Annotated in this window: 10 protein-coding genes; 5 read left to right on the forward strand and 5 right to left on the reverse strand. The window is 71.0% G+C overall.

Annotated elements, in window-relative coordinates:
• Nucleotides 1-43 precede the first annotated feature (43 nt).
• Entirely contained in the window at nt 44-646 is a 603-nt protein-coding gene (locus ABZ928_RS24250) for a hypothetical protein (RefSeq protein WP_361522596.1), read from the reverse strand.
• Nucleotides 647-878: 232 nt separating this feature from the next.
• Here ABZ928_RS24250 and ABZ928_RS24255 point away from each other — a divergent pair, with 232 nt between their 5' ends.
• Entirely contained in the window at nt 879-3,665 is a 2,787-nt protein-coding gene (locus ABZ928_RS24255; RefSeq protein WP_361522599.1) for a penicillin acylase family protein, read from the forward strand.
• Between the two features lie 35 nt (nt 3,666-3,700).
• Here ABZ928_RS24255 and ABZ928_RS24260 read toward each other — a convergent pair whose 3' ends face one another.
• Both ABZ928_RS24260 and ABZ928_RS24265 read right to left on the reverse strand, forming a co-directional pair.
• Nucleotides 3,701-5,017, reverse strand: coding sequence for a serine-threonine protein kinase (locus ABZ928_RS24260; protein ID WP_361522602.1), 1,317 nt, complete (start codon nt 5,015-5,017; stop codon nt 3,701-3,703).
• Nucleotides 5,018-5,113: 96 nt separating this feature from the next.
• A complete protein-coding gene (locus ABZ928_RS24265; RefSeq protein WP_361522604.1) occupies nt 5,114-6,346 on the reverse strand; it encodes a DUF1343 domain-containing protein in 1,233 nt (410 codons plus the stop codon).
• Nucleotides 6,347-6,533: 187 nt separating this feature from the next.
• On the opposite strand from ABZ928_RS24265, the gene ABZ928_RS24270 reads away from it, so the two are divergent.
• From ABZ928_RS24270 to ABZ928_RS24280, 3 genes are read left to right on the forward strand one after another with little or no spacing between them, the layout of a single operon-like run.
• Nucleotides 6,534-7,307 (forward strand): SDR family oxidoreductase, encoded by a 774-nt coding sequence (locus tag ABZ928_RS24270; RefSeq protein WP_361522607.1) that lies wholly within the window; start codon nt 6,534-6,536, stop codon nt 7,305-7,307.
• Nucleotides 7,304-8,971 (forward strand): AMP-binding protein, encoded by a 1,668-nt coding sequence (locus ABZ928_RS24275; RefSeq protein ID WP_361522610.1) that lies wholly within the window; start codon nt 7,304-7,306, stop codon nt 8,969-8,971. Before ABZ928_RS24270 ends, ABZ928_RS24275 begins: the two co-directional genes overlap by 4 nt.
• A 54-nt stretch (nt 8,972-9,025) precedes the next feature.
• Nucleotides 9,026-9,619: a TetR/AcrR family transcriptional regulator gene (locus tag ABZ928_RS24280; protein ID WP_361522613.1), complete on the forward strand. Its 594-nt coding sequence runs from the start codon at nt 9,026-9,028 to the stop codon at nt 9,617-9,619.
• A 109-nt stretch (nt 9,620-9,728) separates the two neighbouring features.
• Here the strand turns inward: ABZ928_RS24280 and ABZ928_RS24285 are convergent, their stop codons facing one another.
• Both ABZ928_RS24285 and ABZ928_RS24290 read right to left on the reverse strand, forming a co-directional pair.
• Nucleotides 9,729-10,412: a response regulator transcription factor gene (locus ABZ928_RS24285; protein ID WP_361523416.1), complete on the reverse strand. Its 684-nt coding sequence runs from the start codon at nt 10,410-10,412 to the stop codon at nt 9,729-9,731.
• Between the two features lie 332 nt (nt 10,413-10,744).
• Complete coding sequence (locus ABZ928_RS24290; protein ID WP_361522616.1) at nt 10,745-12,739, reverse strand: histidine kinase; 1,995 nt, start codon at nt 12,737-12,739, stop codon at nt 10,745-10,747.
• 178 nt (nt 12,740-12,917) lie between these two features.
• On the opposite strand from ABZ928_RS24290, the gene ABZ928_RS24295 reads away from it, so the two are divergent.
• On the forward strand, nt 12,918-13,505 hold the full coding sequence (locus tag ABZ928_RS24295) for a hypothetical protein (protein ID WP_361522619.1): 588 nt from the start codon (nt 12,918-12,920) through the stop codon (nt 13,503-13,505).
• Nucleotides 13,506-13,553 lie beyond the last annotated feature (48 nt).

Raw genomic sequence — 13,553 nt, forward strand, 5'->3', positions numbered from 1 at the left:
AAGAGGGGGTGCGGCATCCCCGGCGCACCCCCGGTCGCGCTGCTCAGGCGGACACCAGCAGCCGTCCTCGTCGGGACGACGCCAGGGCCTCGGGGGTCAGCACCGGACGCGGCACCACGATTCCGCAGTCCGTGCAGACGGGGCCCGAGGAGGGTTCATGGGCCAGGTCGTACTTCCAGAGCAGCCGCTCCCCGCCGCACGCCGGGCACACCGAGCCCGGTTCGCGCTCCAACGCGGAGATCAGCCTGCGCAGCACCTCGGCCAGCGGTTCACGGGGGTGGACCCGCGGGTCGTCGCACCACGCGACACCGAAACCGCCCCAGGTCAGCCGGTGCCAGTCATCGACACTGCCCGGCCTGCGCAGCCCGTCGTGCTTCTCCTTCTTGCGCCGCTCGGCGAACTCGACCTCATAGGCCAGCCAGACCGAACGCGCCTCTTCCAGCTCGTCCAACGCGGCCACGAGCCGCGCAGGATCGGGGGACCGGTCCTCAGGGCCGAATCCCGCCCGGGAGCACAAGTGGTCCCAGGTCGCCCTGTGCCCGTAGGGAGCGAATCGCTCCAGGCACTTACGCAGTGAGTAGCGCCGCAGTGCCAGATCGCACCGCGGATCTCGCACCTGTCTCGCCAGACTCCGGAAACCGGCCATCGCCCTGCACCTCCGTCACACCTGCACCTGTACTTCGGTCACTTCGGCGTCGTCGTCCGGACTTCGCACGACGTTGACGAATAGACGTATCGACACGCGATTCGGCTCCATCCGATTTCCGATGCCCTCCATCAGCCTCCGGATCGGCTACCAAAACTTGACGCATGTTCATCTTCGAACCCGGGGATACCGGCGGTAACGTCCGACTCAACTCCCGTCGGTAGGAGCTGCCATGCCACGGCGCACCTCACGCACCGCACTCGACAGACTGAGAACTCCCGGCAGACTCACCGGGTTCCTGAAGGCCGCATCCATATGCGTCCTGATTGCCGGTCTTTTGTCCCCCCTTGGTCAAGCGGCAGCCGCCGCCGAAGCGACGGCCGCCAACGACTACTGCGGCAGTCAGTGCTCCGACATCCTGCCGCCGGGTGAGAACGGCAACGCCACGCTCGCCCAGATCCTCCTCAACCAGGCCTTCGGCACCCAGCCCGACCACGCCGAGGACCAGCTCGGCCCGTACAACAACCTGGCCAAGGGCTACTCCACGCTCACCAATGCCACGATCAACACGTTCTTCAACGACGCGTCGTTCGGGGTCGCGTCCGATCAAGTCGCCTCCACGCTCAATCCCGGTGGCCGCACCGATGTGACGATCGTCCGCGACAAGAAGACGGGCGTTCCGCACATCACCGGTACCACCAGATACGGCACTGAGTACGGAGCCGGCTATGCGGCGGCTCAGGACCGGCTGTGGCTGATGGACGTTTTCCGCCACGTCGGCCGCGGCCAGCTCACCACGTTCGCCGGCGGCGCCGCCTCCAACCAGGGCCTGGAACAGCAGTTCTGGCGCAACGCCCCCTACAGCGAGGCCGATCTCCAGGCCCAGATCGACAACGCGGTCGCCAGCAACGGCACGCGCGGCCAGCAGGCGCTCGCCGACGCCAACGCCTACCTCGCGGGCATCAACGCCTACATCGACGCCTCCGACAGCGGCCGCTACTTCCCCGGCGAGTACGTCCTGACCGGCCACAAGGACTCCGTCACCAACGCGGGCACCATCGACCACTTCAAGATCACCGACCTGGTCGCGCTGGCCTCCGTCATCGGCGCCCTGTTCGGTTCCGGAGGCGGCGGCGAGGTCAACAACGCGATCTCACTGCTGGCCGCCCAGGAGAAGTACGGCGTGACCCAGGGCACCGCCGTCTGGGAGTCCTTCCGCGAGCGCAACGACCCCGAGGCCGTCCTCACCGTCCACAACGGCGAGAGCTTCCCGTACGGCACCAAGCCCGCCACCGCGGCCGGCCAGGCGCTGCCCGACGCCGACACGACCGCCACCGAGCCGCTCATCTACGACGCCACCGGCACCGGAGCCGACCAGAGCGCCTCCGAGGCCTCCGCGACCGCCACCGCGAACGCCCTCAGCTCCGCGCGGCGCGGTATGTCCAACGCCCTGGTCGTCAGCGGCGCGAAGACCGCCAGCGGCCACCCGATCGCCGTCTTCGGCCCGCAAACCGGCTACTTCGCCCCGCAGTTGCTCATGCTCCAGGAGATCCAGGGCCCGGGCATCAGCGCCCGCGGCGCCTCCTTCGCGGGTCTGAGCATGTACGTCGAACTCGGCCGCGGCCAGGACTACTCGTGGTCCGCCACGACCTCCGGCCAGGACATCATCGACACCTACGCCGTCGAACTGTGCACGGACGACTACCACTACCTGTACCACGGCACCTGCACGGCGATGGAGAAGATCGAACAGAAGAACTCCTGGGCGCCCACCACGGCCGACGGCACGGCGGCCGGCTCGTACACGATGCGGGTCTGGAAGACGAAGTACGGCCCCGTCGAGTACCGCGCGACCGTCGGCGGCAAGAGGGTCGCCTACACGACCCTGCGCTCGTCGTACATGCACGAGGCCGACTCCATCATCGGCTTCCAGATGCTCAACGACCCCGACTACGTGAAGAGTCCGCAGACCTTCCAGAGCGCGGTGCAGCACATCAACTACACCTTCAACTGGTTCTACGTCGACTCCACGCACACCGCGTACTACAACAGCGGCGACAACCCGGTCCGCGCCACCGGCGTCGACCCCGAGTTCCCCGTGTGGGCGCAGGCGGCGTACGACTGGCAGGGCTGGAACCCGACCACCAACACCGCGACGTACACGGCGGCTTCGGCCCACCCCAACTCCATCGACCAGGATTACTACATCTCCTGGAACAACAAACAGGCCAAGGACTACACGACCGCCCCCTGGGGCGACGGCTCCGTCCACCGCGGCAACCTCCTGGAGGACCGCGTGAAGACGCTGGCCGCCGCGGGCGGTGTGACCCGCGCCTCGCTGGTGAAGGCCATGGCCGACGCGGCACTCGCCGACCTGCGCGCCGAGGACGTACTGCCCGACCTGCTCAAGGTCATCAACAGCAGTACCGTCACCGACTCCACGGCCGCCGCCGCGGTGACCAAGCTCCAGACCTGGCTCACGGCGGGCGGCAAACGCACCGAGACATCGGCGGGTTCGAAGGCGTACGCCAACCCCGACGCGATCCGCATCCTCGACGCCTGGTGGCCGCTGCTGGTGCAGGCCGAGTTCGAACCTGGCCTCGGCACCGAGCTGTACACCGCGTTCCAGGCCAACCTGCCCATCGACGAGTCCCCGTCCGCCGCGCACGGCCCGACCGGCGCACACGCGGGCAGCTCGTTCCAGTACGGCTGGTGGTCCTACGTCGACAAGGACATCCGGGCGGTGCTCGGCGAGACCGTGCAGGGCCCGCTGGCGCAGAAGTACTGCGGCGGCGGCACCCTCAGCGCCTGCCGGGACCTCCTCATCAGCACCCTGAAGACGGCGGCCGGCAAGACCGCGGCCCAGGTCTACCCGGGTGACGACCTCTGCTCGGCGGGCAACCAGTGGTGCGCCGACTCGATCGTCCAGCGCACCCTCGGCGGCATCAAGCACTACAACATCAGCTGGCAGAACCGGCCGACCTACCAGCAGGTCGTGGAGTTCACGTCACACAGGTGACCGACCCACGCGGGTGACAGACCCATGGCGGCGGGCTACTCGATACGGCCCGCCGCCAGCACCACCCGCGCCAGCTCCCGGTGCACGATGTCGCTGTGCGCCCCGGCCGGCGCGCCGCCACGCCTGACCACCTCGGCCGCGTCGATGTTGACGCACCCCGAGGTGGGCAGCGTGGTCCTGAGCGCTTCGGCGAGCTTCCACGCGCGCGTGCCCGGCACCGCCTGCACCCCGTCGTGCCCCATCGCACCCCACTTGGCGCCCAGCAGCCGCCCGATGTCCACCCCGGCGACCCCCTGCGCGTCCCCCGCCATGCGTGAGGCCAGCGGATACATCGTGCTCAACGCCGAGTCGAAGCTGGAGAAACAGCACACCAACGGCCCGTCGATCCGGTTCTGCTGGCCCTGCAACACCCCACCCGCGCGTGCGTCGTGCGGCAACCGGGCCGCGAACGCGTAGTGCGAGAAGGCCCCTTGGAGCAACGTCACCGACTTCACTGTGCGCACCCCCTCCGGCAGCCCGCGCAGCGCGAACGACACCAGCCGCCCGCCGAAGCTGTGCCCGACCAGATGCACCCGCACGTTCGGCGCCTTCGCGGCGAGCTGCCCGATCACCCGCCCCAGCCCCCGCTCACCGACGGTCCCCGCGCGCCGCTTCATCGCGTAGTACGTCGCCTGCCGCAGCAGCTCGTGCGCCCCGTCCCACGGGTTGGGAATCGTGAACGAGGCCGCCCCGTCCGGCGATTCGAGATGCGCCAGCGCCTGTGCGAAGTCCTCGCACACCGCCGCCACCGACCCGGAGAACATGTCCGGCTCGCTCTGCGGCACCCCCTCCGCGAGCGTGTCCGCCCCGAACAGCGCCTGCGGCCCCGGCGGCACCAGCTCGACCAGCAGCCGCACCAGCCGCCCGAACTCCTCCAACTCGGCCTCCTCACGCGGCTGCTGATCCAGCAGCCGCGCGATCTGCTCGACCACGGTCGCCCGCCCCGGGAACGTCTCAAGGAGAGCGTGCCGCGTGTCCTTGTCGAGCGCCGGACGCCGTACGGACTCGGCCGCGACCGACCTCGGGAAGTCCGGGATCGGCTCGTCCGAGAACCGCATCGACGGCCACACGACCCCCACGAACCCGAGTTCGGCGTTCGGTACGAGCTCCGGGACCGGCGCGAAGAAGCGGCTGTAGAGCCTCGTCGCGCCGGAGCGGTCGCTGTTCCAGCCGTGCGCGAAGACGATCAGATCCCGGACGTGGTGCTCCGTGACACCGGCGATCAGCCGGTCGCGCCGCCTGCCGTCCGGGTCGCCGTCCGCGTCGAAGGTCAGCTCCCAGTACGGACTCACACTCATCGCCGGATCCGCCATGACAGGCCCCCTTGTCCCCCGTAGTGGTGCGATGCGGTCGCATCGTCCTGCTACGGGGCGAAGTTGGCCATACTCAACGGCTCAACAGAGAAGGGATCATCTGTACAACAGGTACTCCCTGCGGACCGCCCGGAACGCGGCGAGCTCCTCCTGCCAGCCGTTGACGACCTCGTCGGTGCCGGCGCCCGCGTCGATGGCGGTGCGCACCTGCGTGGATCCGGTGAGCTTGTCGATCCAGTTGTCCGAGCGCCACGCGAAGCCGCTCCACACCCGTTTCGCGGTCACGAGGAGGGCGATCCCGGTGCGCACGGGGTCGTAGGCGGCCCGGTCGTGCACATGGATCTGTACGCCGCCGATCGTCCTGCCCTGGAACTTCGAGAACGTGGGCGCGAAGTACGCCTCCCTGAAGTGCACGCCGGGGAGCGCGAGTTCGTCGACGGCGGCGGCCCAGCGGCCGTCGATCCCCTCCGCGCCCAGCAGTTCGAACGGGCGGGTCGTGCCACGGCCCTCCGAGAGGTTCGTCCCCTCGAAGAGACACGTCCCCGAGTACACCAACGCGGTGTCCGCGGTGGGCATGTTGGGGCTCGGCGGCACCCAGGGCAGGGCGGTGGTGTCGTAGAACTCCGATCGCTTCCACCCGGTCATGCGTACGGTCTCCAGGGAGACCGGCGTGGTCAGGAACTCCCGGTTGAACAGCCCCGCCAGCTCCGCGACGGTCATTCCGTGCGCCTGGGAGATGGGCTGCCGTCCCACGAAGGTGGCGAACTCCTTGTGCAGGACGGGGCCTTGGGCCGCGCGTCCGGTCACCGGGTTCGGGCGGTCGAGCACGACGAAGCGCTTGCCCGCGAGCTGGGCCGCCTCCATGCAGTCGTACAGCGTCCAGATGTACGTGTAGAAGCGCGCGCCCACGTCCTGGATGTCGAAGACGACCGTGTCGACGCCGGACGCGGTGAAGACGTCGGCGAGAGGCCGGCCGCTCTTGAGGTACGTGTCGTAGACCGGGAGGCCGGTCGCCGGGTCGTCGTAGCGGCCCTCGGAGCCGCCGGCCTGGGCGGTGCCCCGGAAGCCGTGCTCGGGGCCGAAGACCGCGGTGAGGTTCACGCGGGGGTCGGCGTGCATGACGTCGACGATGTGGCGGACGTCCCGGGTGATGCCGGTGGGGTTGGTGACGATGCCGGTGCGCTGGCCGCTGAGCTGTGCGTAGCCGGATGCGGTGAGGTTCTCGAAGCCGGTTCGGAACCGGTGGGGCTTCGCGGCGGCCGGGGGTGTGGAGGTGAGGGAGGCTGCTGCCGTTGTCGCTGCGAGGAGGGCTCGTCTGGATAGGCGCATGGGGGGCACGGTATTGCTCCCGCGGGTTGCGTGGAAGGTGCCGGTCCGTCGTGGCTTGTCGCGCCCCGCGGCGGAGCCGCACATGGATGCAGCCCCGCGCCCCCAGGTGGGTGATCTGACCCTTTCTTTCTTACATACCGACTGGTTAGTCTGGTCGTCTTCGCAGAGCCGCAGTCGAAGGAGATTGATGGTGGAAGCCGTTCAGGGTGCTGGTGTCGTCGTCACGGGGGCCGGAGGGGGGATCGGGGCCGCTCTTGCCCGGCGGTTCGCCGCTGAAGGGGCCCGGGTCGTCGTCAATGACCTGGACGGCGGCCGAGCCGAGGCCGTTGCCGAGGAGATCGGCGGGATCGCGGTGCCCGGTGACGCCTCCGCCATCGTCGGTGAAGCCCGCGCGGCCCTCGGCGGCACCGTCGACGTCTACTGCGCCAATGCCGGCGTCGCCTTCGGTGGCCCCGAGGTCGACGACCTCGCCGACGCCAAGGCCTGGGAGCTGTCCTGGGACGTGAACGTCATGGCACACGTGCGTGCCGCGCATGAGCTGCTTCCCGCCTGGCTGGAGCGGGGGAGCGGGCGGTTCGTGTCGACCGTGTCCGCGGCCGGGCTGCTCACCATGATCGGGGCCGCGCCCTACGCCGTCACCAAGCACGGGGCGTACGCCTTCGCCGAGTATCTGTCGCTGACCTACCGGCACCGGGGGATCAAGGTCCACGCGATCTGTCCGCAGGGCGTGCGCACCGACATGCTCGCCGCCACCGGCAGCGCGGGTGACCTGGTGCTCAAGCCCACCGCCGTCGAGCCGGACGATGTAGCGGAGGCGCTGTTCAAGGGCATCGCCGAGGACCGGTTCCTGATCCTGCCGCACCCCGAGGTCGCCGAGTACTACCGGGCCCGGGCCGCCGACCCGGATCGCTGGTTGGGCAGTATGAACCACCTCCAGCAGAAGTGGGAGGAGACCCGGTGACCGAGTCCCTGTACGCCGCCAAGCCCTGGGTGGCGCTGCTCAGCGATGCCCAGCGGGCCCCGATAGACCCCGACGACTCCCTGGTGCACGCGCTGCGCAGGGTCGTCGCCGAGGTCCCGGACCGTGACTTCCTCGCGTACTTCGACGGCCGCCTCAGCTACCGCGAGGTCGACGAGCTGAGCGACTCCGTCGCCGGGTATCTCGCCGACCGTGGCCTGGAGCGCGGCGACCGGGTGGCGGTCCTGCTCCAGAACTCGCCGCTCTTCGTGCTCGCCCTGCTGGGCGCGTGGAAGGCGGGCGCGATCGTGGTGCCCGTCAACCCGATGTACAAGTCGGGGGAGGTCACGCACGTCCTGCGGGACGGTGAGGTGGCCGCGCTGATCTGCTCCGACCGGGCCTGGGAGTCGTATCTGCGGGAGACGGCGGCCGACTCGCCGGTGCGGATCGTGCTCACCGGGTGTGAGTTGGACTTCCAAACTCGCGGTGACGCGCGCGTGCTGGCTTTTGAGCGGCTGCCGCAGGCCGCCGACGCCGAGGATCTCGTCGCGGTGGCCCGGGCGGGGCACAAGGCGCCGGAGGGGCGGGACCTCGGTCCGTCCGACACCGCGCTCATCAGCTACACCTCGGGCACCAGCGGGGCCCCCAAGGGTGCCACCAACACGCACGGCAACATCATGTACAACGCCGAGCGGCAGCGGACGGGGCTCGCGCTTCCGGACGCGCCCGTGTACTACGCGCTCGCGCCGCTTTTCCACATCACCGGGATGGTGTGCCAGCTCGGGGCGTGCCTCGACAGCGCGGGCACGCTCGTGCTGACGTACCGCTTCGAGGCGGGGGTCGTCCTTGAGGCGTTCGCCGAGCACCGGCCGCACTACACGGTCGGCCCGTCGACGGCGTTCATGGCGCTCGCCGCCCACCCGGACGTCACCCGCGAACACTTCTCCTCCTTCGTCAACATCTCCTCCGGCGGTGCCCCGCTGCCGCCCGCCCTGGTGGAGAAGTTCCGGGCGGGCTTCGGGCCGTACATCCGCAACGGCTACGGGCTCACCGAGTGCACCGCGCCCTGTGCCTCCGTGCCGCCCCAGCTGGAGGCGCCCGTCGACCCGGTGTCCGGGACGCTGGCCGTGGGTGTGCCGGGGCCCCAGACGGTCGTACGGATCGTCGACGAGCAGGGCGCCGAGGTGCCGTTCGGGGAGCAGGGCGAGATCCTCGTGCGCGGGCCGCAGGTCGTGCCCGGGTACTGGCGGCGCCCCGAGGCCACCGCCGAGACCCTCCCGGACGGCGAACTGCGCACCGGCGACATCGGGTTCATGGACGAGAACGGCTGGCTGTACGTCGTCGACCGCAAGAAGGACATGATCAACGCGTCCGGCTTCAAGGTGTGGCCCCGCGAGGTCGAGGACGTGCTGTACACCCACCCGGCGGTGCGCGAGGCGGCGGTCGTCGGGGTGCCCGACGGGTACCGCGGGGAGACCGTGAAGGCGTACATCAGCCTGCGTCCGGGGGCCGACACGGACCCGGATGAACTCGCGGTGTTCTGCAAGGAGAGACTGGCCGCCTACAAATACCCGAGGCAGGTGGAGATCCTCCCCGACCTGCCGAAGACGGCCAGTGGGAAGATCCTCCGACGGGAACTGCGTTCCCGCGGTCAGGACGAGCGGTAGCCGACGCGCAGCAGCGAACGAGCGGCAGTGAACGGAAGGGCAGGTGGCGACAGAGTGGCCAGGACGACGGACGGGGACGGTACGCCCGTCCCGCAGCGGCTGCTGGCCGCCGCCACCCGGCTCTTCGCCGAACAGGGCTACGACCGCACCTCCGTGCAGGAGATCGTCGAGGCGGCCGGCGTCACCAAGGGGGCGCTGTACCACTACTTCGGCTCCAAGGACGACCTCCTGCACGAGGTGTACGCGCGCGTGCTGCGCGTTCAGCAGGAGCGCCTCGACGCCTTCTCCAGCTCCGACGAGCCGATCGAGAAGCGGCTGCGGGGGGCCGCCGCGGATGTCGTCGTGACGACGATCGAGAACCTCGACGACGCGTCGATCTTCTTCCGGTCCATGCACCATCTGAGCCCGGAGAAGAACAAGCAGGTGCGGGCGGAGCGGCGGCGCTACCACGAGCAGTTCCGCGCGCTGGTGGAGGAGGGGCAGCGGTCCGGCGTCTTCTCGACCGCGACCCCGGCCGACCTCGTCGTCGACTACCACTTCGGCTCGGTCCACCACCTGTCGACCTGGTACCGCCCCGACGGGCCGATGAGCCCGCAGGAGGTCGCGGACCATCTGGCGGACCTGCTGCTGCGAGCACTGCGTCCCTGACGGCGAGGTGGCGTCGTCTTTCGTCAGCGGCGCCCTCGTGGCTTGTCGCGCAGTTCCCCGCGCCCCTGTCGGGGCGCCGCTGGGCCGCAGGTGACTTCGCACCGCCCCCTCAGACCTCCGGAGCCGGGCCCAGTCCCGCTTCCCGGGCCCACGTAGCCGCCTCGGCGCGGTCCGCGACGCCGAGCTTCGCCAGGACCGCCGACATGTGGTTGCTGACCGTCTTGGGGGACAGGCCGAGCCTGGCGGCCACGACCCCGTTGGGCTGGCCCTCGGCGATCAGCAGGAGGACGTCCCGTTCGCGCGGGGTGAGGGTCGGGCACGGGTCGGGGCGGGGGAGCGGGCGGCCCAGCTGGCTCAGGACGCGGCGTGCCACGCCCGGGCCGAAGATGGCCTCACCGGCGGCCACCGCCCGGATCGCGCGCACTATCTCGTCCTGGCCCGCCCCCTTCAGCACATAACCCCGGGCGCCCGCCCGCATCGCCGCGAACACCGAGTCGTCCTCCTCGACCATGGTGAGCATCAGCACCGCCACCGACGGGGCCACCCGGCCGATCTCCCGGGTCGCCTCGATGCCGTTCTGGTCGGGCATCCGGATGTCCATCACCATCACCTGCGGCCGCAGCGTCACCGCCGCCCGCACGGCCTCCCGCCCACTGGCCGCCACCCCGACCACCTTGACCGCCGGACTCCCGTCCCGCACGGACTCCAGCAGCGCGGCGAGCCCGGTACGGACCACGGGATGATCATCGGCCAACACGACCCGCAACGCGTCGGCCCCGGCCCCCTCCACCATCTCCCCGACCACACCCTCACCGACCCTTTCCGCTCGGCCCGCCACCACGCCCGTGCGGGTTCTCTCTGTCGGCTGTGCCATCGCACCGTCACCGGGCCCGCCCGCCGGCCGCGTTCTCGCACCTGCGTGGCTTCTGTCCGTGGGTTGGGTCATCGCACCTTCACCGGGCCCGTCCGCTGGCCGTGCTCTCGCGGCCGCGAGGCTTCTGTCCGTCGGCTGGGGCACCGCCCCCTCGCCGGTCCCTTCCGCTCGCCCCGGCTTCGCCCCCTCGCCGGTTCTCTCCGCCGACTCCGCCCTCACGCCCCCACCGACCCCGTCCGCCGACTCCGCCATCACACCCTCCCTCCCAGCGGCAACGTCGCCGTCACCCGCCCCCGGTCGGCCACGCACCGGCCGCCGAGTTCCGCCGCGCGCTCCTGCATCGACGTGATACCCACGCCCGGCCGCCAGCCGGCATCCCCGTTCACCGGTGTGCCGTCGTCGCACACCTCAAGGCGCAGCCCCTCGCCGATCTCGATGCGGAGCTCCACCTGGGAGGCACGGGCGTGACGGGCCGCGTTGGTGAGGGCCTCGACCGCGATCCGGTAGGCGGCCACCTCGACCGCGGCGGGGAGGGCGGGGAGGGACTCCGGGGCGCGGATCCGCACCTTCAGTTCGGTGCCGTCGGGGCGCCAGGACAAGCGGGCCGCGCGTTCCCGCAACGCGCCGAGCAGGCCCAGCTGGTCCAGGTCCGGTGGCCGCAGCCCGTCCACCAGGCGGCGCACCTCGCCCACCGCGCCCCCGATCTCCGCCCGTAGCTCGGCCAGCAGGCCCGACGCGCGCTCCTGGTCGAAGGCGAGCAGATTCCGTACCGCGTCCGCCTGGAAGGCCGCTCCGGCGAGCGTCGGTCCGAGCCCGTCGTGCAGATCGCGGCGGATGCGGCGGCGTTCCTCCTCGCGGGCGGCGACGATCCGTTCCCGGGAGTGCTGGAGCTGCCGGGTCAGGTCGGTGGCGTGCAGGGCGGCCGCCAGCGGTACGGCCAGCAGCTCCAGGACGGCGAGATCGGCGGGCGCCGGCTGCTGCTCGCCGGGGCGCAGGCCGACGACGAGCGCACCGACGGTACGGCCGTCGTAGTCCAGGGGCACGGTGTGCACGGGCCCGCCCGGGGCGCCCCAACTCCCGTTCCCGCCGCCCGACTTCGACTCCACGCAGACGTACGGCAGGCGCAGCGCCTCGCCCACCGCCTCCGGCACCGCGGCCACTCCGGTGCCCGCGAGCCGCTCGCCGATGCGGGAGACGGCGCGTACCGCGTCGTGGCGGTCGCCGTACAGCGCCCGGTCGACCATGCGCTGCAACAGCCTCCGGGCGGGCTCGAAGGCGACCGCGAGGCTGACGGTGACCAGCGCGGGGCCGAGGAGCCGGGGCAGCGGGCCGAGCAGGGACTGGACGAAGGTGACGAGGCCGATGTACGCGGCGATCACGCCGACGGTGAGCGCGCCGTACAGCAGGCTCCGCGAGACGACGAGCCGGATGTCGAGCAGCTCGTGGCGGACCACGGCGATCATGATGGCGACCGGCAGGGCGAGCGTGCAGCACGAGGTGTAGATCGGAGGGAGGCCCATGAGCTGGAGCAGCACGCTCAGCGCCAGCGGGGTCATCCCGGCGATCAGCCACAGCATCCGGCGCCGGTCCTGCTCCCCGCCGCGCCGGTAGCGCAGGGACATCACGGCGAAGACACCGGTCAGGACGAGCAGCGCCTTCCCGGTCTCCAGATGTCTCAGCAGCGGCAGCCAGCCGTCCGGCACCGGCAGATACGACGGCTGCGCGGGCGTCCCCTGGAACAGCCCCCAGTCGTCCCGCGCCCAGACCGCGAAGTCGATCGGCGAGGACAGGAGTTGGAGGGCCAGGACCCAGCGCCAGCGGCGGTCGGGCAGGCGTCCGTCGGGGAACAGGAAGAACACGAAGACGAACGCCCACGAGCTCGCGACGATCCAGGTGTGCCGCCCGACCGTGGTGAGCGCGTGCAGCACATCGGGCGGCCAGCCCAGCCGCAGCCCCTCCACCCCGAGCCCGATCGACAGGCCCGTGAACGCGTGCCCGAGGCTGTACCCGATGAGCAGCCAGCCGATGGGATTGCGCGGCCGGTGCAGCGCGATCACCGCGCCGCAGATCGAGTAGGAGAAGGCGACCGCCATGTCGACGACCATGTCGTAGCGCACGATGTCGGCCGGCGAGACCCCGGCCACCGCCAACGCGGTCGCGCCCACGACGACTTGGGCGAGCGCAAGGCCGAGCAGCGCGTACACCGCCGCGGTGCGCCGCCGGGTCCGCCCCTGCCGGTCCGTCATGCACCCCATCGTCCCGGCCCGGTGGCCCGGGTGTCATGGGAACCGTTCCCGGTCCACCCGGGAGAAGTTCCGGGGACCGCCCGCCGGATCCCTCTCAACTCCCGGCCGCCCGGGGCGCGATGCTCAGGGGGACCGACCGGAAACCACGGGGGAGTCCGGACATCACGGGGGAGAACGAATGTCCAAGCTGTCTTTGAACCGGCGTCTGACCGGCGTCGTCCTGGGATCCCTGCTCGCGCTGGGCGGCACGGCCGCCGTACCGGCCGCGGCGCACACCTCGACGGAGCCCGTACAGGCCCGGGCCGCGTGTGGCATCGCGGTGAACGAGCCGCACATCAACGGGCGTTGGAACGCGCTCGGCGGGGCCAATGGCTGGCTCGGCTGCCCGACCACCGGCACCAGGGACGTGTACCTGAACAACGTCTACGCCGGAAAGCGCCAGTACTTCGACTACGGCACCGTCACCTGGTCGCCGCGCCAGGGGCGGAACATGGTCGTCGCCGCGTGGCAGGACGCCGGCTACGCCTACTTCAACTGGGGGACGACCAGCCCGTACTCCTACGACAGCTTCCTGGTCCGCTACACCAGCGCCGCCGACCCGAACGGCACCCAGCGTGAGGTGGGCGGCGGGACCTCCGGCCGGGTGCGGGTGCGGCAGCAGACCACCGGTGCCTACACCTTCCGTGTCGAGGGCTGCGACGTGGGCGTGTTCGGCCACTCGTGCCGTCAGGGCTGGACGCTGAGCGCGACCACCCAGCCCAGCTGACCATCACCTCGGGGGAGCGGGGCCGGTGGGGCGCGCACGCCCCACCGG

The sequence above is a fragment of the Streptomyces sp. NPDC046909 genome, from assembly GCF_040644695.1.
Lineage (GTDB): Bacteria > Actinomycetota > Actinomycetes > Streptomycetales > Streptomycetaceae > Streptomyces.